17 protein-coding genes are annotated in these 22,746 nt (G+C 67.1%); 8 read left to right on the top strand and 9 right to left on the bottom strand.

Annotated elements, in window-relative coordinates:
* Window positions 1-8: 8 nt before the first annotated feature.
* On the top strand, window positions 9-1,946 hold the full coding sequence (locus tag ON43_RS13150) for an ATP-binding cassette domain-containing protein (protein ID WP_051178364.1): 1,938 nt from the start codon (window positions 9-11) through the stop codon (window positions 1,944-1,946).
* A 63-nt stretch (window positions 1,947-2,009) separates the two neighbouring features.
* Here ON43_RS13150 and uvrA read toward each other — a convergent pair whose 3' ends face one another.
* Window positions 2,010-5,009: an excinuclease ABC subunit UvrA gene (gene uvrA / locus ON43_RS13145; protein WP_040807281.1), complete on the bottom strand. Its 3,000-nt coding sequence runs from the start codon at window positions 5,007-5,009 to the stop codon at window positions 2,010-2,012.
* A gap of 109 nt (window positions 5,010-5,118) precedes the next feature.
* Window positions 5,119-5,925, bottom strand: coding sequence for a sigma 54 modulation/S30EA ribosomal C-terminal domain-containing protein (locus tag ON43_RS13140; protein ID WP_063712537.1), 807 nt, complete (start codon window positions 5,923-5,925; stop codon window positions 5,119-5,121).
* A gap of 259 nt (window positions 5,926-6,184) precedes the next feature.
* Between ON43_RS13140 and ON43_RS13135 the strand changes: the two genes are divergently transcribed.
* Together ON43_RS13135 and ON43_RS13130 are read left to right on the top strand one after the other, a co-directional pair.
* Window positions 6,185-6,832, top strand: coding sequence for a response regulator transcription factor (locus ON43_RS13135; RefSeq protein WP_040807382.1), 648 nt, complete (start codon window positions 6,185-6,187; stop codon window positions 6,830-6,832).
* 72 nt (window positions 6,833-6,904) lie between these two features.
* Window positions 6,905-8,659, top strand: a complete 1,755-nt coding sequence (locus ON43_RS13130) for a GAF domain-containing sensor histidine kinase (RefSeq protein WP_040807280.1) — start codon at window positions 6,905-6,907, stop codon at window positions 8,657-8,659.
* A gap of 4 nt (window positions 8,660-8,663) precedes the next feature.
* On the opposite strand, the gene ON43_RS13125 is transcribed toward ON43_RS13130, so the two are convergent.
* A complete protein-coding gene (locus ON43_RS13125; RefSeq protein ID WP_245568564.1) occupies window positions 8,664-9,860 on the bottom strand; it encodes a beta-ketoacyl synthase N-terminal-like domain-containing protein in 1,197 nt (398 codons plus the stop codon).
* Window positions 9,861-10,025: 165 nt separating this feature from the next.
* Here ON43_RS13125 and ON43_RS13120 point away from each other — a divergent pair, with 165 nt between their 5' ends.
* Both ON43_RS13120 and ON43_RS13115 read left to right on the top strand, forming a co-directional pair.
* The gene (locus tag ON43_RS13120; RefSeq protein ID WP_245568563.1) at window positions 10,026-11,369 is read left to right on the top strand and encodes a diguanylate cyclase domain-containing protein; all 1,344 of its coding nucleotides are present in this window, start codon (window positions 10,026-10,028) and stop codon (window positions 11,367-11,369) included.
* Window positions 11,370-11,556: 187 nt separating this feature from the next.
* Window positions 11,557-13,800: a HelD family protein gene (locus tag ON43_RS13115; protein ID WP_040807279.1), complete on the top strand. Its 2,244-nt coding sequence runs from the start codon at window positions 11,557-11,559 to the stop codon at window positions 13,798-13,800.
* A 60-nt stretch (window positions 13,801-13,860) separates the two neighbouring features.
* On the opposite strand, the gene ON43_RS13110 is transcribed toward ON43_RS13115, so the two are convergent.
* The 3 genes from ON43_RS13110 to ON43_RS13100 form a co-directional block, all read right to left on the bottom strand.
* Window positions 13,861-14,313, bottom strand: coding sequence for a universal stress protein (locus ON43_RS13110; RefSeq protein WP_040807278.1), 453 nt, complete (start codon window positions 14,311-14,313; stop codon window positions 13,861-13,863).
* Window positions 14,314-14,789: 476 nt separating this feature from the next.
* A complete protein-coding gene (locus tag ON43_RS13105) occupies window positions 14,790-15,206 on the bottom strand; it encodes a DoxX family protein (RefSeq protein ID WP_040807276.1) in 417 nt (138 codons plus the stop codon).
* Between the two features lie 107 nt (window positions 15,207-15,313).
* Window positions 15,314-16,210 carry a helix-turn-helix domain-containing protein gene (locus ON43_RS13100; RefSeq protein WP_083913376.1) on the bottom strand — a complete coding sequence of 299 codons (897 nt, stop codon included), beginning with the start codon at window positions 16,208-16,210 and terminating at the stop codon, window positions 15,314-15,316.
* Window positions 16,211-16,266: 56 nt separating this feature from the next.
* Here ON43_RS13100 and ON43_RS13095 point away from each other — a divergent pair, with 56 nt between their 5' ends.
* Window positions 16,267-16,737 carry a VOC family protein gene (locus tag ON43_RS13095; RefSeq protein WP_040807274.1) on the top strand — a complete coding sequence of 157 codons (471 nt, stop codon included), beginning with the start codon at window positions 16,267-16,269 and terminating at the stop codon, window positions 16,735-16,737.
* A 329-nt stretch (window positions 16,738-17,066) separates the two neighbouring features.
* On the opposite strand, the gene uvrB is transcribed toward ON43_RS13095, so the two are convergent.
* Complete coding sequence (uvrB, locus tag ON43_RS13090; protein ID WP_040807273.1) at window positions 17,067-19,232, bottom strand: excinuclease ABC subunit UvrB; 2,166 nt, start codon at window positions 19,230-19,232, stop codon at window positions 17,067-17,069.
* 424 nt (window positions 19,233-19,656) lie between these two features.
* Between uvrB and ON43_RS13085 the strand changes: the two genes are divergently transcribed.
* Window positions 19,657-20,163 (top strand): DUF402 domain-containing protein, encoded by a 507-nt coding sequence (locus tag ON43_RS13085; protein WP_245568562.1) that lies wholly within the window; start codon window positions 19,657-19,659, stop codon window positions 20,161-20,163.
* 82 nt (window positions 20,164-20,245) lie between these two features.
* Here the strand turns inward: ON43_RS13085 and ON43_RS13080 are convergent, their stop codons facing one another.
* Window positions 20,246-20,704 carry a hypothetical protein gene (locus tag ON43_RS13080; protein WP_051178363.1) on the bottom strand — a complete coding sequence of 153 codons (459 nt, stop codon included), beginning with the start codon at window positions 20,702-20,704 and terminating at the stop codon, window positions 20,246-20,248.
* Between the two features lie 208 nt (window positions 20,705-20,912).
* On the opposite strand from ON43_RS13080, the gene ON43_RS13075 reads away from it, so the two are divergent.
* Window positions 20,913-21,437 (top strand): ribonuclease FAU-1 family protein, encoded by a 525-nt coding sequence (locus tag ON43_RS13075; RefSeq protein ID WP_040807373.1) that lies wholly within the window; start codon window positions 20,913-20,915, stop codon window positions 21,435-21,437.
* Here the strand turns inward: ON43_RS13075 and coaE are convergent.
* Window positions 21,424-22,617 (bottom strand): dephospho-CoA kinase, encoded by a 1,194-nt coding sequence (coaE, locus tag ON43_RS13070; protein WP_040807266.1) that lies wholly within the window; start codon window positions 22,615-22,617, stop codon window positions 21,424-21,426. The two genes, ON43_RS13075 and coaE, sit on opposite strands and share 14 nt — an antisense overlap.
* Window positions 22,618-22,746: the final 129 nt, after the last annotated feature.

Below are 22,746 nucleotides of genomic sequence, written 5' to 3'. Positions count from 1 at the left end.
CAGCAGTCATGCAACTACTCAGATTCCTCATCTCCATCTCGTGGATGCGGATCGCGGGCGTCATCGCCTCCGGTCTGGTCTGCGGTGCGGCCAATACCTATCTGGTGACATTGATTCGGGGAGTGGTGTCACCGGAACCGCACCCGGCCGTCACCGTGCAGGCCTTCGTGGCGACCGCGCTGATCATCCTGATCAGCGGGGTGATCTCGCAGGTGCTGCTGATCCGGCTGGCTCAGGAAGCGATCTACCGCCTGCGGGCGGACCTGAGCGGCCGCATCGTGTCCGCGCCGCTCGAGCATCTCGAGCGGCTCGGTCAGCACCGCCTGATCGCGACGCTGACCGAGGACGTGCGGTCACTGTCGCAGGCGGTCACGGCCATTCCGAGCATCTGCATCGACCTGGCCACGATCATCGGGTGCTTCATCTTCCTGGCGATCGTGTCCGGCCCGATCTTCGCCACCACGGTGGCGGGCACGCTGCTCGGAATCGCCTGTGTCGAAACGGTTCTCAAGAAGGTGCGGCACCTGTACAAGGAGGCCCGCGAGAACGAGGACGGGCTGATCCGCTCCTTCCAGGAGGTGTCGCTGGGCATCAAGGAGCTCAAGCTGCACCGCGGACGGCGCGGCGACTTCATGGACAAGCACCTGCTCGGCTCGGCCGAGAAGCTGCGGGTCCAGAATGTCGAGGCCGGTTCGAAGTTCACCTTCGCCCAGGGTTTCGGTCAGGTGCTGCAGCTGGGCACCATGGCCCTGATCCTGTTCGGCCTGGCCCGCGCGCTGGATCTGCCGCAGAACACCATGGTCGGATACGTCCTGGTCACTACGTTCCTCTCGATGCCCATGCAGAACTTCATGCACCGCATTCCGGATCTGCTGCGGGGTGACGTGGCGCTGGCCAAGATTCGCTCGCTGAATCTGTCCATCCAGACCGCGCACGACGAATCCACGCTGCCCTACACCGAGCGCCCGGCCGCCTCCGCGGCGCGGCTGGAGCTCAATGACGTCAGCTACCACTATTTGACCGAGGCGCCGCCGGCGTTCCCGCCCGTTCCGGGTGGCCCGCCGCCCGGCACCGGAGCCCACCCGGGTGGCGGTGCGCGGCCGCACCCGGGTGCGGGTGGACGGCCCGGCGCGCCGGGTGCGCCGGTCGGTGGTCGGCCCGGACCGCATCCGGGTGGTGGTCGTCCCGGCGGCCCGCCGCCCGGGCACGGTCCGCGGCCCGGCAGCGATCGCCCGGATGTCAACGGGCACAGGTTCGTTGACCACGGCGGCCACGACGGACGGCCCGTCCCGATGGGCGCGCCCGTGGCCCCGCCCGAGGCGGACGGCTCCGGCTTCAGCCTGGGCCCGCTGGACCTGACCTTCCAGCCCGGGCAGATCACCTTCATCGTGGGCGGCAACGGCAGCGGCAAATCGACGCTGGCCAAACTGATCACGGGACTCTACGTCCCGCAGAACGGCCACCTGTCGCTCAATGGCGAGACGATCGACCACGAGAACATCGAGTGGTTCCGGCAGAACACCTCGGCGGTCTTCACCGACTTCCACCTGTTCGAGGACTACCTCGGCTTCGAGGACGGCATCGACGACGAGGTCCGCAAGTACCTGAAGGAACTGCAGATCGATCACAAGGTGACCGTGGAGAACGGCCGCCTGTCGACCATCGCCCTGTCGCAGGGGCAGCGAAAGCGGTTGGCGCTGTTGACCGCGCTGCTCGAGGATCGGCCGATCTACATGTTCGACGAGTGGGCCGCCGATCAGGAGCCGAAGTTCCGTGACGTGTTCTACCGGGAGATCCTGGTGAAGCTCAAGGAACGCGGCAAGACCGTCATCGTGATCACCCACGACGACCGCTACTTCGACTGCGCCGACCAGATCGTGAAGCTCGACTTCGGCCGCATCGCCGAGGTGAAGGAGCTCAGCCCGCCGCTGGCGGCCGCCGAGTAGGAACCGAATACGAAGGCCCCGTACCGATTCCGGTACGGGGCCTTCGTCATGGACGAGCTTTCATCAGCGCAGAGCCGCGGCCTTGCGGCGGGCGGCGGCGGCCTTCTTGGCGGCGGTGGCCTGAGCCTCCGTCTTCGGCGCGGCCTTCTTGGCCGGAGCCTTCTTGGCCGCCTTCTTCACCGGCTTCGCCTCGGTGAGGGTGGCCTGCGAGTTCGCCAGCACATCCTTGAGGAACTGGCCGGTGTAGCTCTCCCCCACCGCCGCAATGTCTTCCGGGGTGCCCTGGGCGATGACCGTGCCGCCGCCGGAACCGCCCTCGGGGCCCATGTCGATGACCCAGTCGGAGGTCTTGATGACATCCAGGTTGTGCTCGATCACGATGACCGAATTGCCCTTGTCCACAAGGCCGTTGATGACCTTCAACAACTTGCGGATGTCCTCGAAGTGCAGACCCGTGGTCGGCTCGTCGAGGATGTAGATGGTCCGGCCGGTCGAGCGCTTCTGGAGTTCGGCGGCCAGCTTCACACGCTGCGCCTCACCACCCGACAGCGTCGGTGCGGACTGGCCGAGGCGGACGTAGCCGAGGCCGACATCCACCAGGGTCTTGAGGTAGCGGTGGATCGAGGTCACCGGCTCGAAGAAGTCCGCGGCCTCGTCGATCGGCATGTCGAGGACTTCCGCGATGGTCTTCCCCTTGTAGTGCACCTCGAGGGTCTCGCGGTTGTACCGCGCACCGTGGCAAACCTCGCAGGGGACGTAAACATCGGGCAGGAAGTTCATTTCGATCTTCAGCGTGCCATCACCCGAGCACGCCTCGCAGCGGCCGCCCTTCACATTGAAGGAGAACCGGCCGGGCTGGTAGCCGCGCACCTTGGCCTCGGTGGTGGAGGCGAACAAGGTGCGGATCTTGTCGAAGACGCCGGTGTAGGTGGCCGGATTCGAGCGCGGGGTACGACCGATCGGCGACTGGTCGACCTGGACCAGCTTGTCCAGATGATCGAGGCCGTTGACGCGGGTGTGGCGGCCCGGTACCTGGCGCGCACCGTTCAGCTTGTTCTGCAGCACGGTCGCCAGAATGTCGTTGACCAGCGTGGACTTACCCGAGCCGGAGACGCCGGTGATCGAGGTGAGCACGCCCAGCGGGAAACTCACATCGATGTTCTTCAGATTGTGCTCGACCGCGCCGACCACCGTGAGCTGCTTCTTCTTGTCGATGGGCCGCCGCACCAGCGGCACCTCGATCTGCTCGCGGCCGGAAAGGTAAGCGCCCGTGAGGGAATTCTTGTCCTTCAGCAGTCCCTCGTACGGACCCGAGTACACCACCTGACCACCGTGCTCGCCGGCCAGCGGGCCGATATCGACCACCCAGTCCGACGCGTGAATGGTGTCCTCGTCGTGCTCGACCACGATGAGCGTATTGCCGAGACTCTTGAGGCGCGTGAGGGTTTCGATCAACCGCCGGTTGTCGCGCTGGTGCAGGCCGATGGACGGCTCGTCCAGCACGTAGAGCACACCCACCAGCCCGGAACCGATCTGCGTGGCCAGGCGAATGCGCTGGGCCTCACCGCCGGACAGGGTGGCCGCCGCCCGCGACAGCGTCAGGTACTGCAGGCCGACATCGAGCAGGAAGCCCAGCCGCGCCTGAATCTCCTTGATCACCTGCGCGGCAATGGCCGCCTGTCGCTCGTCGAGGGTCAGGGTATTGAGGAACTTGGCCGCGTCTCCGATCGACAGATCCGCCAGATCCGCGATCGACATGCGCTCCGCGCCCGCTGACAGCGTGACGGCCAGGATCTCCGGACGCAGGCGCGCACCATTGCAGACGGGGCACGGGATGTCCCGCATGTAGCCGTCGTAGTGCTCCTTCATCGCCTCGGATTCGGTGGCGTCCATGCGCCGCTGCAGGAAGGGCATCACGCCCTCGAAATCGGCGTAATACGAACGCTTGCGGCCATACCGGTTGGTGTAGGAGACGTGCACCTGCTCGGAGCTGCCCTCCAGCACCGCCTTGCGGGCCTTGAGCGGCAACTGGTTCCACGGCGTGTCCATGGAGAACCCGATGGCCTCGGCCAGACCCGACAACAGACGGGTGAAGTATTCGGCGGTCTGCCCGCGCGACCACGGCGCGATGGCGCCGTCATTGAGGCTCAGATCCGGGTCAGGCACAACGAGATCCGGATCGACCTCCTTGCGAATACCCAGACCGGTGCAATCGGGGCAGGCGCCGTAGGGGGAGTTGAACGAGAACGACCGCGGTTCCAGATCCTCGATGTCGAGGGGATGCCCGTTCGGGCAGGCCAGCCGCTCGCTGAAGCGCCGCTCCCGATCGTGGGCGTGCTCCTCGCGGTCCACGAAGTCCAGCACCACGATGCCGTCGGCCAGCCGCAGCGCCGTCTCGATCGAATCCGTCAGGCGCTGTTTGGAACTCGGCTTCACGGCGAGGCGGTCCACGACCACCTCGACATCGTGCTTCTCCTGCTTCTTGAGCTTGGGCGGATCGGTCAGCGGATGCACCACGCCGTCGACCCGGACGCGCGAATAGCCCTGTGAGTGCAGCGACTCGAACAGGTCCACGAATTCGCCCTTGCGGGTGCGGACCACGGGCGCGAGCACCTGGAACTTGGTGCCCTCCTCCATGGCCAGCACCTGGTCCACGATCTGCTGCGGGGTCTGCTTGGCGATCAGATGGCCGCAGACCGGGCAGTGCGGGGTGCCCGCGCGCGCGAACAGCAAACGCAGGTAGTCGTAGACCTCGGTGATGGTGCCGACCGTGGACCGCGGATTGCGGTTGGTCGACTTCTGGTCGATGGACACCGCCGGGGACAGGCCCTCGATGAAGTCCACATCCGGCTTGTCCATCTGCCCGAGGAACTGCCGGGCATACGCCGACAGCGATTCCACATACCGCCGCTGCCCCTCGGCGAAGATCGTGTCGAACGCCAGAGACGACTTACCGGACCCGGACAGGCCAGTGAAAACGATGAGACTGTCGCGGGGTAGGTCGAGATCGACCCCTTTGAGGTTGTGCTCCCGCGCTCCGCGCACCGTCAGGCGATCCGCCACTGGCCATCCTTCCAACGTTTCAGCAATCCCAGACTTCCCCCGGACGCCATGCTAGGGGCACCCACCGACAAGTTTGTTTACGGCTGCTGAAACGCTGGTCACAGCGTGTTTATTGCGTGGCGGTGATGGCGGCCACGCTGGGTGACACCCGCCGCACACAGCCCGCGATGGCCCGCGGCTGTAATCCCCGGTCGCGCTCGCGCATCCGATCCTCGGAACCGGCCGCGGTCAGCAGCGCCAGATCCCCGTCGAAGCGCCGGTACAGCAGCCGCCCGCGCCGGGCGTCGGAATCGGTGAAGAACAGATACGGCAGCCCGCCCGTGCACAACCGCGACACCGCTTCGTCCTCGAGCATGGTGGGCACGCCGTCGCGAGCCCGGCCGACGGTCCGCACCCCGAGCGGACCGGTCCAGCACACCACGGCCTCGGATCCGGTGTCGGCGTCGATGAACAGATGCGCGTCGTAGTCCATGGCGTCCAGCACCCGCGCCGCCGCGGCGGGTGTGGCCACCTGTAGTCGGCAGTCCTTGCGCCGCACGATCGGCCGCGGCCCGGTCACCGCGGACAGCGACGGGCGCGCGGGATCCGGCCAGGGCCTGGACAATTCGTCCGGCGGGCAGCCCAGCCGCAGATCCAGCCGCTCCAGTGCGAAGGTGGCCGCGAACCGCCCCGGCCCGGCGACCTGTACCCGGAACGCCTTCCCCAGCGCTCGGACACCGGCCTGCACCAGGGTCGTGCCGTCCTCTGATTCGGGCCAGTGCAGGCGTACCCGCACCGGCCCGTCGACCCCGTGGCGGCGCAGGATTCTGCCCATTCCGCGCACCACGCGGGTCACCTCACCCGACGGGACGGGCCCGTGCGTGGTCACCACGAAATCCGGATCGATTCCACTCGACCACACGTCGAACGCGCCCATCAGCCGACCCCTCTCTCCTTTTTCCGACCCGGCAACCCGACTCCATGGCAACACACCACCGGCCCCCTCGACAGTGCCGAAGGTCCCAAAGCAGACCACTTTCAGGGAAAATTCTCCGACAAAAGAATCTTCAGTCGTTCACTACGCGGCGAATTAGGGACCTTCGGCGGTATCCCGTTGCCCCGCCGCGAGTTACGTTGGGCCCCTACCGCACGTACTACCCCGCGCGCCCGCGATACCGATGAGCTTGGAGGCCGTCGTGATCAAAGTCTTCCTGGTCGACGATCACGAAATCGTCCGCCGCGGTCTGACCGATCTGCTGGAGGAGGATCCCGAACTCACGGTGGTCGGCGAGGCCGGCGATGTGGCCCAGGCACTCGCACGCATACCCGCGCTGAAACCCGATGTGGCCGTGCTCGACGTGCGCCTGCCCGACGGCAACGGCATCGAACTGTGCCGGGACCTGCTGGCCGACATCGACGATCTGCGCTGCCTGATCCTCACCTCCTACACCGACGAGCAGGCCATGATGGACGCCATTCTGGCCGGGGCCAGCGGGTACGTGGTCAAGGACATCAAGGGCATGGAGCTGGCCAAGGCCATCAAGGAGGTGGGCGCGGGCCGCTCGCTGCTGGACAATCGCGCCGCCGCCGCGCTCATGGCCCGGCTGCGCCGCAGCACCGAATTCGACGGCCCGCTGGCCGGTTTGACCGATCAGGAACGCAAACTGCTGGACCTGCTCGGCGACGGCCTCACCAACCGCCAGATCGCCGAGCGCATGTTCCTGGCCGAGAAGACCGTCAAGAACTACGTGTCCCGGCTGCTGGCCAAACTGGGCATGGAACGCCGCACCCAGGCCGCCGTGCTGGCCTCGAAATTGCGTACGGGACAGTCGCGTTCGGCATAACAACCTTTCCGCAACCTCGACCCGCATAGAATTCCGGGTGCCGTGTAGCTTCCGCCGGACCGCAGGACAACCATGCACGACACCACCCGCACCGGCCCCTACTCGGTGCGTGAAACGCTGTCGCAGCTGCGATTACGCGAATTGCTCACCGAGGTCAAGGACCGGGTCGAACAGATCATCGACGCCCGCGATCGGATCGACGGGCTGGTCGAGGCCATGCTCACGGTCACCTCCGGCCTCGATCTGGACCAGACGCTGCGCACCATCGTGCGCGCCGCCACCATCCTGGTCGACGCCCGCTACGGCGCGCTCGCCGTGCGCGGGCACGAGAAACAGCTCAGCCAGTTCATCTTCCACGGCGTCGACGAGCAGACCCGGGTGCTGATCGGGGATCTGCCCGAGGGCGGCGGCGTGCTCGGCCTGCTGCTCGACAAGCCGGAACCACTACGCCTGGACGATCTGACCCGCCATCCCGCCGCGGTCGGCTTCCCGGCGCACCATCCGCCCATGCGCACGCTGCTCGGCATGCCGGTGCGGATTCGCGGCGAGGTCTTCGGAAACCTGTACCTCGCAGAGAAATCCGGCGGGCACCCGTTCACCGAGGACGATGAGGTGCTGCTGCAGGCGCTGGCCGCCGCGGCCGGTATCGCCGTCGACAACGCGCGGCTCTACGAGCAGGCCCGCACCCGCCAGGCCTGGATCGAGGCCACCCGCGATATCGCCACCGAATTCCTGGCCGACACCGACCCCAGCAAGGTGCTCGCCCATGTGGTCGCGCACGCGCGCGAACTCACCGCCTCGCAGTGCGCGCTGCTGGCCGTGGTGGATCCCGACGATCTGCCCGAGCAGGTCACCGAACTCGTGGTGGCGCAATGGTCCGGGCCGGGCGAAGCATCCATGTCCCAGCACACCGTGCGCGCCGCCGGAACCGCGGTGGGCCAGGCGCTCACCACCCGCACCCCGCTGCGCTTCGACGATGCCCGCCACGTCGATCTGGGCACGCCGCTGGCCGGGATCGGGCCCGCGCTGGTGCTGCCCCTGCACACCCCGGATTCCACCCTGGGCGTGCTGATCACGCTGCGGTCGGACGAATCCGCGCCCTACACCGACGAATTGATGGAGCTGATCGCCGCTTTCACCGATCAGGCCGCGCTGGCCATGCAATTGGCGGTGGCGCAGCGGCGCATGCGCGAACTCGACATCCTCACCGACCGCGACCGCATCGCCCGCGACCTGCACGATCACGTCATCCAGCGGCTGTTCGCCATCGGCCTGTCGCTACAGGGCACGGTGCCGCGCGCCCGCGTTCCCGAGGTGCAGCGACGGCTGGCCGACGCCATCAACGATCTGCAGGACGTGGTGGAGGAGATCCGCACCTCCATCTTCGATCTGCACGGCGGCGACGGGCACAGCACCCGGCTGCGCCAGCGCATCGAGCGCGCCATCAAACAGCAGACCACCGCCACCGACATCCGGGCGCTCATGCACGTCACCGGGCCGCTCTCGGTGGTCGAGCCGACCCTGGCCGACCATGCGGAAGCCGTTGTGCGGGAGGCGGTCTCGAACGCGGTCCGGCATTCGGGCGCGGACACCATCACCATCGACATCGGCGTCGCGGACGATCTGACCATCGTGGTCGCCGACAACGGCTGCGGCATACCGGAGGGCATCACGCCCAGCGGGCTCACCAATCTGGCGCGGCGGGCCGAACAGTCGGGAGGGAGCCTGGCGGTCTATCCCCGCCGCGGCTCCGGCGACGACCAGGACGGCAAGAACGGCGCACCCGCCACAGGTACCAAACTCCACTGGTCGGTACCGCTGCACTAGCCCCTCAGCTCACCGGGCCGAGTACCACCGCCGAGTTGTGGCCGCCCATGCCGAGTGCGGTCTTCACAGTGATGCCGTCGTATCCCTGCTGCACCCCGTCGACCAATCGCGGATGCGCCGGGGCGACGATCGGCGCGGACACCAGCAGCCCGCGCTCGTAGCCCATTGCGGCGGCGGCCAATTCGACTCCGCCCGAGGCGGCCTGGCAGTGCCCCGCCAGCGGCTTGAGCGCCACCACCTGTGGACGATCATCGAAAAGCTCTGCCAGCAGCTGGGTTTCGGCGGCATCGCATTGCGCGGTCCCGGAACCGTGGGTGTTGAGAATGGCGACCTCCTCCGGCCGCACGTCCGCGCTGGCCAGCGCGCGCCGCACGCAATCGAAGATCTGCTCGTGCGAAGAGTCCACCGAGATCACGTGATACCCGTCGTTGGACATGCCCCCGCCCAGCACCGCCGCGTACGGCCGGTCGGCATCGCGGGTCACCAGGAAGGCCACCGACGCCTCCCCGAAACCGAAGCCGCGGCTGCCCTCCTGGAACGGACGGCAGGCGTCCAGCGGATCGGTGTCGTCGACCGCCGCGCCCAGCGCCACGAACGGGGTCACCATCTCCGGGATCGCCGACATGTCGGTCGCCACCACGAGCACGTCGTCGGCGATGCCGTGGGCCAGCCACAGCTGCGCGGTGATCAAGGCCACGTTCGAGGAGGAGCAGGCGGCCGTCACATTCATGGCCGGGCCGTGAAAGCCGAACTCGCTCATCAGCATCGCCACCGGTGTCGAGGGGAGTAATCGCAGATAGTCACGATTTCGGCGCCGCCCGCCGTCGACGGTGTAGAAGTCGCGCCACTCGGGCACATTGCCCAGCACGATCGCGTGCAGCAGGCCGACCGTGCGACCTGGCCGCCAGCCGCGGTCGGTGGCGTCGCCCACCGCCTCGCGCGCAGCGCCCATGATCGCCCGGATGTATCGGCTGTCCGGCAAATCCGGATCGCCGCCTTCCGGCACGCGGGCAACCCAACCGTTGCGATCGCGTTCGGGCCCGTACCCTGGAAAGAGCCGGGCGGCGGGTTTGCCGCTCAGCAAACCCTCCCAGAGGGTTTCGCGGCCCCAGCCGTACCCGGTCACGGCACCGATACCGGCGATGGTCATATGATCTTGGTGCTGACCGGAGGTCTCGGGTTCGGGGATGGTGCCAGGCATTTGCATCGCTCCTTTTCGGACTGTTGCCCGTAATGATCACCACAGACGGGCCGATGCTGTGCGGGACTGTGATTCATTCAATACGGTCGGCAAGCTGCACCAGCTACTTTTCAGATAACGAATAAGTGCCGTGCTCCAGAGACGTGTCGAAACGACGATCAGGGGGTGCTCGAGGTGGTGGGTAACGAACGGGCGACCGACCCGGCCGATGCCGAACAGCTGGCCCAGCGGTATCGGTCCCTGGTGGACTACAGCCCCGACGGGGTCGTGGTGCACGAGCGCGGCACCGTCGTCTACGCCAATCCCGCGATGCTGCGCATCCTGGCGGCCGACCGCTCCGAGGACGTCGTCGGGCGGGCCGTCACCGACTTCGTGGAACCCGCGTCCATCGCGCCCATGCTCGATCGCATTCGCCGCCTCACCATCGCCGGCACCGCCTCCGACCCCACCGAGATGACCCTGCACCGCTGCGACGGCGGCTCGGTCGAGGTGGAGACCGTCTCCGTGCTCACCGCCTGGCACGATCACCTCGCCTACCAGGTCGTGGTGCACGACCTCACCCCGCAGCGCCGGGCCGAGGCCGCCCAGCGGCGCGCCGAGCAGTTCTTCACCACGGTGGTGTCGCAGTTGGAGGAGGGCGTGGTGGTGATCGACCGCGACGGCCGCATCGAATCCGCGAATCCGGCCGCGCGCCGCATCTTCGGCTACGACGCCGACGACCTCATCGGCACCCACATCTACGACATCCCGCTGAGCCTGCTCGACGCCAACGCCCAGCCCATGCCCGCGTCCTGGTATCCGGTCATCCGCACCCTCGCCACCGGAGAGACGGTGACGCGCTTCGTGTTCGGGCTGGACCGGCCCGACGGGCAGCGGCGGTGGCTCTCGGCCAACAGCCGGCTGCTCAATCCCGACGATCCGGAGTCGGCGGCGGTGTCCTCGTTCAACGACATCACCGAATTCCGGGCCAGCCGAAGGCAATTGGAGTACCAGGCCACCCACGACCCGCTGACCGGGCTGGCGAATCGGGCGCTGGTGCTGTCCCGGCTGTCGGCGGCGCTGGGCACCACCGAGACGCAGCCGGTGTCGAGCGTGCTGTTCATCGACCTGGACGGGTTCAAGGCCATCAACGACACCCTCGGCCACGCCATCGGCGACACCGTCCTGCAGATCGTGGCGCAGCGGCTGCAACGCGGGCTGCGCGCCGACGACATCGTGGGCCGCATCGGCGGCGACGAATTCCTGGTGCTGCTCTCCGGCCACACCCGCGGTGACGACCTCGACGCCCTGATCACCCGCCTGCGCCAGACCATGGCCGAGCCGATCATCGCCCGCGGCCATCGCATCCACGTCGACGCCTCGATCGGGGTGGCCCACCTGCACCCCGGCGACAACCGCACCCCGGAAGCGGTTTTGCACGACGCGGACCTCGCCATGTACCGCGCCAAGCCCCCCAATCGCCAGAACGGAACCCTCAGCCGACGCAGCGACAGCACCCACGCCTCCTGAGCTTCAGGTCACGATTACCTGGCGATACGGCGCCGCGGAGATTCGCGCACTAGAGTGGATAACTCTGTTCTCGATGCTTCGCGTGCCGTTACCCACTACGGCGCTGTGGTGAACAAGGAGTTCCGTTTTGCCCGACCTCACCGAGGAGCGTTCTGTGTCAGATCCCGCGCACGCGGTATCCCCGGACATGGAGCGCGAGCAGCAGTACCTCACGAAGCTTTACGAACAGCTCGACGGGATGCGCGCCTACGCTCAGCGGCGGCTGCGCACCGTGCTCCTCGAGACGGGCGGCACCCCGCAGGCTCGAAGCGAACGCGAGTCGTTCACGCAGCTCTATTCCGAGGACCTATCCAAATACGATGCCGCCGAACACGGTCTGTGCTTCGGCCGCATCGACATCTCCGACAATGGGGACAGCGAGAACCGCTACATTGGCCGCATCGGCATTCTCGACGAGAGCGCCGATTACGAGACGCTGCTGCTGGATTGGCGCGCTCCCCTGGCCCGCCCGTTCTATCTCGCGACCACCGCCGCGCCCGACGGCGTGACCCGCCGCCGCCACATTCGCTCGCGCAACCGCAAGGTCACCGCGATCAACGACGAGTATCTCGACCTCGAGGCCGCCCAGCGCGACGGCGTGATCGGCGGCGACGGCGGCGTGGGCAGCGAGAGCGCCCTGCTGGCCGCGCTCAATGCCGCCCGCACCGGGCACATGAACGACATCGTCGAGACCATTCAGAGCGAGCAGGACGCCATCATTCGCTCCGAGCACAAGAGCGTGCTCGTGGTGCAGGGCGGGCCCGGCACCGGCAAGACGGCCGTGGCGCTGCACCGCGCGGCCTACCTGCTGTACACCTACCGCCAGCAGCTGGACAAGGCCGGCGTGCTCATCATCGGCCCGAACTCCACCTTCCTCGACTACATCGGCCAGGTGCTGCCCTCGCTCGGCGAGACCGGTGTGCTGCTGTCCACGATCGGCAACCTGTATCCGGGAGTGCAAGCGACACTGGAGGATTCGCTGCGCGCCGGGGAGCTCAAGGGTTCGCTCGACATGCTCGAGGTGCTCAAGAAGGCGGTGCGGGACTGGCAGGAGGTGCCGCGGGAGCCGATCCGGCTCTACTTCGACGGGCATCAGCTGGAACTGGATCGCAAGATCGTCACCAAGGCCCGCGGCCGGGCCCGCTCCTCGCGCCGCGCGCACAATCTGGCGCGGCCCATCTTCGCCGCGTCGGTGGTGGACGCGCTCACCGATCAGCTGGCCGCCGCCATCGGCGCGAACCCGCTGGGCGGGCGAAACCTGTTGAGCCAGACCGATCTCACCGAGATCCGCGACGAGATGCGCGCCGACCCGGAGATCCAGCGCGCCATCGCCGGGCTGTGGCCCATCCTCACCCCGCAGGAGGTGCTGGGCGGGCTGTGGGCCGACCCGAAGCGCCTGGCCAATGCCGCCGGGCAGCTGAGCGAGGCCGACCGCGCCGAGCTGTACCGTTCCGACAGCGGCGAATTCAGCGATGCCGACGCGCCGCTGCTCGATGAGCTGGCCGAACTGCTCGGCATCGACGACAGCGAGGAGCGCGAGCGTTCCCGCCGCCGCTGGCGCGCCCAGCTGGCCGAGGCCCAGGACGCCCTGGACATCCTCACCGGTTCCGCCCCACAGGATCTCGAGGACGATCTGGATCCGGAACTGCTCATGGCCTACGACCTCATCGACGCCTCGCAGCTGGCCGAGCGCCAGCAGGTGCGGACCCGGCAGACCACCGCCGAACGCGCCGCCGGGGATCGCACCTGGACCTACGGGCACGTGATCGTGGATGAGGCGCAGGAGCTTTCGGAGATGGCGTGGCGAATGGTCATGCGCCGCATCCCCAATCGCTGGATCACCGCCGTCGGCGATGTCGCGCAGACCGGCGATCCGGCGGGCGCGTCGTCGTGGCAGCAGGTGCTGGAACCCTATGTGGCCAAGCGCTGGAAGCTCACCGAGCTGACCGTCAACTACCGCACGCCCTCGGAGATCATGGCGGTGGCCGGTGACGTGCTGGCCGCCATCGACCCGGCCGCGCCGTCGCCGCGCTCGGTCCGCGACTCCGGCTTCGAGCCCACCGCGCACCGGGTGGCCGCCACCGAACTGGCCGACGAGATCAAACGGCTGCTGGCCGTCGAGGCCGAGCAGGCGGGCACCACCGTGGTCATCGTGCCGCACGATCTGGCCCCGGAACTGGCTCACCTGAGCGATGATTCGGTGCGCGTGCTCACCGTTCACGACGTGAAGGGCCTGGAGTTCGACGCGGTGGTGCTCGCCGAACCGCATCGCATCCTGACCGAATCCCCGCGCGGGTTGAACGACCTGTACGTGGCGCTCACCCGCGCGACGCAGCGGTTGGCGGTCGTGCACTCCGAGGATCTGCCCGAGGTGCTGCACCGGCTAGGCTGAGATCGGTCCGAAACGAAAGCGGCCGTGCCCGGTTGGGCACGGCCGCTTTTCGTTCGAACGTCAGCGTACGGTGTGCACGATCAGGACGTCGCTGCGGGACTTGCGCGCCACATCCGAGGGCACGGAGCCGAGCAGGCGGCCGGCCAGGGTGTTGAGGCCGCGGTTACCGACGACGAGCAGGTCGGCATCCACTTCCTTGATCAGGTTGAGCAGCGATTCGACGGGCTCGCCGACGACGGCCTTCTCGACGACATTCACCGCACCGACGGCGACGGCCTTGTCCCGCGCCACGCGCAGGATCTCGCTGGTGGGCGCGGAGCCGCGCACCTGGTACGCCTCTTCCTTCAGCACGTCGGCGGCGGCGGCCACATCGCGGTCGTCGGTCGGGAAATACGCGCAGGCGATGTACAGCGTGGCACCCTCGTCGCCCGCGAGAGCCGCGGCCCGCTCGACGGCGACGTACGACGAGTCCGAGCCATCGGTACCGACGACGATCGTCCGGTAGGCGGTCATTTCTCCTCCAAGTACAAGGGTCGGGGCCGCGACGTCCACAACGGTGGGGTTACCGCCGCGGCAACTTCGCCTGACAATAGCGGCATAAGAGGCGGAAATATTCGATATCGCAACACATCACACCCACGTGGCGGGACGAGCGCGCGACACATTCGGCATTGGGATCGAACACAGCCTTGACTACCAGCGAATTTCCCGGCCCCTCGCGACGCGCACCACACATTCCCAACAGCGTTGCGACGCTGGGAGATTCGTCACAAGCCGGGATATCACCCGGAGCGCCCGCGGGCCGCCCGTTGTGAAAACTCACAACGGGCGGCCCGCGAAACAGTGACTTCGCCTTGCTTCACAGCTCACGAAATTCGGCCCACAACCAGCCGAGAATCGCGCTGAGGATGGCTGTGTCCACCAAACGCATGCGATGGTCTTCCCTCCGGCCGATCAATGACGCGCAATACTAACGCGCCGGGATCGGATCAGAGGCTGAAAAGCGGTCCGGTGAGCGTCAATCCGAGATCGCCGCCGGTGTGGGCGAAGAAGGCGAACAGCATGAGCGCCGCGCCCGCCAGTGCGATGTCCTTGTTGAACTGGATCATCTCGGTCTGCTTGGCCTGGGCGTCGGTCTCCTTCCAGAAGGCGTGCATCAGGAAGGCGGTCGGCAGCAGGAAGATGACCAGCAGCAGGGCACCCAGGTCGGCCCAGACGCCCAGCAGCACGCTCAGTGCGCCGGCGATCAGCAGCACGCCCGAGGCGAGCACCGCGATCTCCGGCATGGGCACGCCCTTGAACTGCGCGTACTGCGCCATCTGCTTGCTCTGGGCGAGGTGCCCGAAGCCCGAGCTGAGGAACAACAGGACGAAGAGGATCCGTCCGATCAATACCAGTACGTCCATGACCCGCTCCTTCGATGATCGATCTGCCAGTTGGGGTGAGATCTGCCATTGGGTGACACGGCAACCAACTTCATCGGAGGTGTGGTTATTCCCGGCTCGACGCGTGTTCAGGAGGATAGCGAGAGGCGGGCGTATTCGAGGGGAGGCATTCCGATCTCCTTGGCGAACTCGTTGGAGAAGTGCGCCTGATCGAAATAGCCGAGTTCGATGGCCAGCGCGGCCAGATCCGAGGTGCGTCCTTCGGCCAGCAGATGCGCGCCGTCCTGTAGGCGGTAGCGGCGCAGCACCCACTTCGGGCTGCCGCCGACATAGCGGCGGAACAGGCGCTGCAGGGTGCGGATCGGAATGCCGAAACGCTCGGTGACCTGGTCGACCCGGGTCAGGTCGGGATCATGTTCCATGGCCTCGATGATCGCCAGCACCTGACGGTAGGCGGCGTCGTCACCCTCGTCACCGCCGTCGCGCCGGGCCGCGACGAGGAAGTCCTCGATCAACTCGCGGCGCTGCTCGGAGTCCTCGGTCGCCAGCACGGCGTCCGACAAGGCGTCGGCTTCGGGGAAGATTTCGGCGGCCGGGACGGAGGTATCACTGAACGCGCCGACGTCAAGACCGGTGAACGCGCCGAAGCCGCCCGCCCGGAATTTCACCCCGAAAGTCTCACCCTCACCGGCCAATTCGCGCACGTACTTCGTGGTCCAGACTCCGGTGACGAAGGCGCCAGTGCGCTCGTGGGTGCGCTCGAAAGTCAGGTTCACGCACGGATATGGCAGCACCTCGGCGAAGAAGGGCGGCTGACCACGCCGATCCCAGCGCACCCACCAATACCACTCGACATAGCGGGAGACCCGCACGCCCGCCGGCAGCCGGGCATGGTTGTTGGCCGCGTTCTGCTGGCGCGGCCGCAAGAGGCCCTTCGCGGTCTCCGGCGGCGGCACCGGCCGCGGATCGAACCGGTGATCGGCCTGCTTACCGCCGGCCCCCTCCGAGTGGTTTCCGCTGGTCATTGCCCCTGTCGCTTTCTTACAAGACCATCGCGGCCGCGGCGACGAGAGTTATTGCCATGAGCGACACCGTGAATCCCATCCCCGAGGGCTACCACTCCATCACCTGCTTCCTCGCCGTCCCCGACGCCAACGCCGCCATCGATTTCTACACCGCCGTCTTCGGCGCAAAGGTCCTGAGCCGCAACGATCTCCCCGACGGCCAAGCCGCCCACGCCGAACTCCTCATCGGCGACTCCACCATCCAGGTCGGCATGCCCATCCCCGACGAGGGCCTGCGCGCCCCCGCCGACGACTGGGTCCACACCAGCATCGTCCACTACTGCCCCGACGTGGACGCCGTCTCGAAACTGGCCCGCGAGCACAACGCTCGCGAGGTCACCGACCCGGCCACCTTCGTCACCGGCGACCGCTACGGCCGCGTCATGGACCCCTTCGGCCACCGCTGGATCGTCATGACCCGAGTCGAAGACGTCTCCCGCGAGGAGGCCGAACGCCGCGTCAACGAGTGGATGGCGCAACAAGGCTGAGTCACCCGCTCCCCCGCCCGACAGCTGGTCCGCCGGGCGGGGAGCCGACTTCTCAACCACCGGGGAAAGAACTGACTCCACCGGGCGGGAAGCTGACTTCCTATCCACCGGGCGGGTTGCAAGTCTCGTCATTCCGGCGCGCTTTTGGCCGGAATCCGCCCCGGCCGTTGTGGATCCCGGCCAAAAGCATGCCGGGATGACGTGGGGCCGTGCCGCGGTAGGCACGCGCAGCGCTGTCCGCCATGCCGCCGGGGGCACACGAACCGCTGTCCGCCGCGCGGCCGACATTCCCCCGGTGCACTGAAGGTCATTGCGCCGCAGCCCTTCTCTCACGAGAGCCCGGCGGCATCCATGCCGCGTAGTTCCTTCTTGAGGTCGGCGATCTCGTCGCGGAGGCGACCGGCCAGCTCGAACTGCAGCTCGCGGGCCGCGTTCATCATTTGTTCGGTCATGTCCTTGATGAGGTCGGCGAGTTCGGCGCGGGGCATGTTCTTGACGTCACGGCCCTCGTAGACGCCGGCGCTGACGGCGCGGCCGGGTTCGCCCTGGGCGCGGCGGCCGCGGCTGGCGTTGCGGCCGGAGCCGCCGACCTCGACCTCGGTCTCCTCGGCTTCGCGGTAGACCTGGTCGAGGATGTCATTGATCTTCTTGCGCAACGGTTGCGGATCGATGCCGCGCTCTTCGTTGTAGGCGACCTGCTTGGCGCGGCGGCGCTCGGTCTCGTCGATGGCGTGGCGCATGGAGTCGGTGATCTTGTCCGCGTACATGTGGACCTCGCCCGAGACATTGCGCGCCGCCCGGCCGATAGTCTGGATGAGGCTGGTGGCCGAACGCAGGAAGCCCTCCTTGTCGGCGTCCAGGATGGCGACCAGCGACACCTCGGGCAGGTCGAGGCCCTCGCGCAGCAGGTTGATGCCGACCAGCACGTCGTACTCGCCGAGCCGCAGCTGCCGCAGCAATTCCACGCGGCGCAGCGTGTCGATCTCCGAGTGCAGATACCGCACGCGCACACCGAGACCCAGCAGATAGTCGGTGAGATCCTCCGCCATCTTCTTGGTCAGCGTGGTGACCAGCACGCGCTCGTCGCGCTCGGTGCGGATCTTGATCTCGTGCACCAGATCATCGATCTGCCCCTTGGTCGGCTTCACCACCACGTGCGGATCCACCAGGCCGGTCGGGCGGATGACCTGCTCGACGAATTCGCCTCCGGTCTGGCCCAATTCGTAGGGACCGGGCGTGGCCGAGAGGTACACCGCCTGCCCGATGCGGTCGGCGAACTCCTCCCAGGTGAGCGGCCGATTGTCCACAGCCGAGGGCAGCCTGAAGCCGTATTCCACCAGATTCCGCTTGCGCGACATATCGCCCTCGTACATGCCGCCGATCTGCGGCACCGTCACATGCGATTCGTCGATGACGAGCAGGAAATCATCGGGGAAGTAATCCAGCAGCGTCGCCGGCGCACTCCCCGCGGCACGACCGTCGATATGCCGCGAGTAATTCTCGATACCCGAGCAGAAGCCGACCTGCTTGATCATCTCCAGGTCGTAATTGGTGCGCATCCGAAGCCGTTGCGCCTCCAGCAATTTGCCCTGCTTCTCCAAATCCGCGAGCCGCTCCTCGAGTTCCGCCTCGATATCGCGGACCGCCCGCTCCATGCGTTCCGGGCCCGCCACATAGTGGGTGGCCGGGAAGATCCGGACCATATCCACCTGGCGCACCACATCGCCGGTCAGCGGGTGCAGATAATAAAGGGCTTCGATCTCGTCACCGAAGAATTCGATGCGGACCGCCAATTCCTCATAGGAGGGGATGATTTCGACGGTGTCGCCGCGCACCCGGAAAGAGCCGCGCGTGAACGACATGTCGTTGCGGGTGTATTGCACATCGACCAGCAAGCGCAGCAGCCGATCGCGATCGATCTCCTCGCCGACCTCCAGCGACACCGACCGATCCAGATACGACTGCGGCGTACCGAGGCCGTAGATGCACGACACCGACGCGACCACCACCACATCCCGCCGCGAGAGCAGGCTCGACGTCGCGGAGTGCCGCAGCCGCTCCACATCGTCGTTGATCGAGCTGTCCTTCTCGATATAGGTATCGGTCTGCGCGATGTACGCCTCGGGCTGGTAGTAGTCGTAGTACGAGACGAAGTATTCGACCGCGTTGTTCGGCAGCATCTCGCGCAGCTCATTGGCCAACTGCGCGGCGAGGGTCTTGTTCGGAGCCATGACCAGCGTGGGCCGCTGCAGCTTCTCGATCAACCAGGCCGTCGTCGCCGACTTACCGGTACCGGTGGCGCCGAGCAGCACCACATCCTTCTCCCCCGCCCGGATGCGCCGCTCCAGCTCGGCGATGGCGGCGGGCTGGTCACCGGCGGGTTTGTGCTCGCTGACCACCTGGAATTGGCCGTCGATGCGCTCGACATCACCGATCGGCCGGTGCTCCGAATGGGCCAACGGCAGATCGTCCGGGATCTCGGTTGCAAAAGCCATGCCCCCAGCCTAAGACGACCCACCGACAATTCCGCCTCCCCGAGCCTTTAGCGGGCGGCTAAGAACCGTCGACGTTGGCAACCCGTGCCGGCGGCTGGGAGCCGAACCGATCTTGGACGTCCCCGACGAGTTACCCTCGCGTCACGAAATCAGTTGGCACCTTGGCCACATCCCCATGTCCGCCACACAGTTTCGTAAACCTTCGGTAATGTCCGAATTTACTGTCGCCCCAACGGATTTCACGCTCGGTGTCGCGTAGATCTCAGTCCGTTCGCGGGGGTTTGAAACCCGGTTTCCAGGTGTACTCTGGGCTCGCTGGTCGCACGATTCGAGAAGAGGCAGGGCGATGGCCGGTCTGTTTACGCCACAGCGGAATTCCTTCAATGGCACACGTCCGCGTGCGGCGATCGGCAACACTCCTCCGGTGTCCCCGCATCGCCCAAGGCTCGAATATTTCAATCTCGCGGATCTCTCGTGGACCGATCACCGCGGTTTCCTGCACCCCGTGGAGCGGATCCACGCCGAACCGTTCGGCCTGTATGTCGAACGGACAGTGGACAATCCGCGCTACCACTACATCGAGACCTGGCTGCTGCCCGGGCTCACGCTGCGCGCCACGGTCTACCACCTGCGCCCCGGCCACGACCGCGGCCAGACCTACTATCTCGATATCGGCGAGTACGGCCCGTGCGAGCCCAAGAAGTGGCGCGCCCAGAGCCACTACCTGCACGTGGTGGCCCGGCACGGCCAGGTCCCCGAACTGGTCGGTATCGACGAGCTGCTGACCGCCCACGCGGCAGGCTACTTCGACACCGCGCAGACCCATCGCGCCATCGAACGCGCCGCCGCCGTGGTGGACGGCATCGCCGGCTGCGACCACGACGTGGACAGCTGGCTGGCTCGGCAGGGCCTCACCCTCACCTGGCTGTAGCGCTCACCCGGCTGTCATGACGAAGCCGCCCGGCTCTCGCAAATGAGAACCGGGCGGCTTCGTACGGCGAGTCCTCCGACGACTAGCCGGAGATGCTCGGGAACAGCGTGTTCAGGATGCCCGACCCGCCATTGAGGATTCCGCTCGGACCGCAGCCGAAGCTGCCGATGATGCTCTGCGGATCCACCTGCACCGTGATCGACTTCGAGATCAGATCCTGGGTGACGGTCAGCGTGTGCTGCCCGGTGGTGGCGGGCGTCCAGTTGATGGTGGCCTTACCGCTCAGGATTCCGGGGGTGACCGGGCTGCCGGGCAGCTCGACACCGTTGTCGCGGAAGGCCACCGAGAGCAGCCGGTCGACGTCCAGGGTCGCGGTGAGCGTGTAGGAGCAGCCGACATTGTGCGTGGAGCCGCCGGATACTTCCAGGTTGCTCGGCCAGGCGCCGGCCTGCGGCGCGGCCAGCACGATGGTCCCGGCCAGCGCACCGAAGGTCGTGACGCCCAGGCTCACCCGGCGGGCACGGGCATTGCGTTCAGTCATGCAGTTACTTCCCTAGGTTGAGGCACCCGCCCAGGCGCGGCGGGTCGCACGCGAAAGAACAGCGCAGCCGCACAATAGCGAAACATCCGTACTTCAGAACTGGTTTTCGAGAAATTTCCCCCGCTCGGCACGGCAATCCAGCAATCTATGGGCGACGCGACATCCGCTCCCCTGGACGACCGCCCCCGGACACGCGATGCTGATTGGCATGACTCGGGCGCCCGCGGTGGATCTGCACCGCCCCAAGGTGGAGTACTTCAATATCGACGAGCTCACCAATATCGACCCCAAGGGTTTCGTGCGGCAGGTGGAGCGGTACCAGGTCGAGCCGTGGGGGCTCTACATGGCCCGCACCTCCGACCATCCCGAGTTCCACTACATCGAATCCTGGCTGCTGCCCACGGTGTCGTTGCGCGCCACGGTCTTTCACTTCACCCCCGCGCACCTGCGCGACCAGGACTACTACGTCGACATCGGCGAGTTCGAGCAGGTCGGCCCCAAGCAGTGGAAATCCGTCGATCACTACCTCGACCTGGTGGTGCGCCAGGGCCGCGAGGTCGAACTCCTCGACGTGGACGAGCTACTCGCCGCCCACGCCGCGGGCTACCTGACCCTGGCCGAGGCCCAGCGGGCCATCGAGTCGGCCACCGCGACGATCGACGGAATCGCCGCGCACGGCCACAATTTCGAGGCCTGGCTGGCCTCGAAGGACATCACGCTCAGCTGGATGTAGACCCGGTCTCGGCGAGCACACGCGGGTAGACCTGCTCGAACCACGGCGTCTTGACCGCGAGGTAGGCGTCGATCGCCTCCGGACCGGTCAGTCCCGCCGCATTGGCCTCGGCCTTGCGCTTGACCTCGAGGTACTCCGCGCGCGCCGCCGCATCCGCGCGCAGCCATTGCGCGAAGGCCAGCGCGAACCGCTGCCCCGGCCAACCGTCCACGCGCACATGCACATTGACCGGGCGTCCCGGGTCGGCGTTGGCGTGGATCCGCTTGGCCCACAGCGCCGGATCGGTGCCGGGCTTGGAGTCGTCGGTGGTGATGTGATCGATGCGCGGAAATCCGATGGCCGTCAACGCATCCCGAAGCTCGTCCGCGACGCCGAGGTCGGCGACCGTGATCTGGATGTCGAGGACATCCTTGGCGGGCAGACCCGGGACCGAGGTCGAGCCGATGTGATCGATGCGCCGCGCCTTGTCGCCGCACGCCACGGCGAGACGGGCGATGACCCGCTGCGCCTGCGCCGCCCAGGTGGGATCGGGCTCGACCAGATGCACCGCACCGCGCGGGGCTCGCACGCCCTCCCGCAGATTGCGCTCGAACGGAATCAGCCGCTGCTCCCACAGCGCGCGCACCTGCGGTTCCAGGTCTTCGGGCTCGCCGCTGTTGTCCAGCAGCACATCCCCCGCGGCACGGCGCTGATCATCGGTGGCCTGGGCCTGGATCCGGGCCAGCGCGTCCTCGCGGGAGATGCCGCGGAAGGTCTCGAGCCGGTGCACCCGGGTCTCGATATCGGCCATGACGACCACGACCAGGTTCATGAACGGTCCGAGCCCGTTCTCCACCAGCAGCGGAATGTCCTGCACCACAATGCCGTCCGCGGGCGCGGCGGCGATGAGTTCGGCGGTGCGCTTGCCGACCAGCGGGTGGGTGATGCCGTTGAGGGTGGTGCGGGCCTCGTCGGTGGCGAAGGCCTTGGCGGCCAGGGCCGGGCGATCCAGGCTGCCGTCGGCGGCGAGGATGTCGTCGCCGAAGGCCGCGACGAGCGCGGCCAGCCCCTCGGTACCCGGCGCGACCACCTCGCGAGCGATGACGTCGCTGTCGACCAGGACGGCACCCAGCTCGGTGAGAATGCGGGCCACGGTGGACTTGCCCGCGCCCATGCCTCCGGTGAGACCGATACGCAACATTCGTCCAGTCTCGCATTGCGGCCGGTCGGGGCGGCAATCAGGGTTACCCACTCCCGCCTGGGGTTTCACCTGAAAGAACAGTCCTTGCCCATTCCGTGATGCCGACGAGATCATTTCGCAACTTTTTCG

The organism is Nocardia concava NBRC 100430 (genome assembly GCF_000308815.1).
GTDB lineage: Bacteria > Actinomycetota > Actinomycetes > Mycobacteriales > Mycobacteriaceae > Nocardia > Nocardia concava.
The sequence above is the reverse complement of the archived record's forward strand: the minus strand, read 5'-3'. Positions and strand labels throughout refer to the sequence as shown.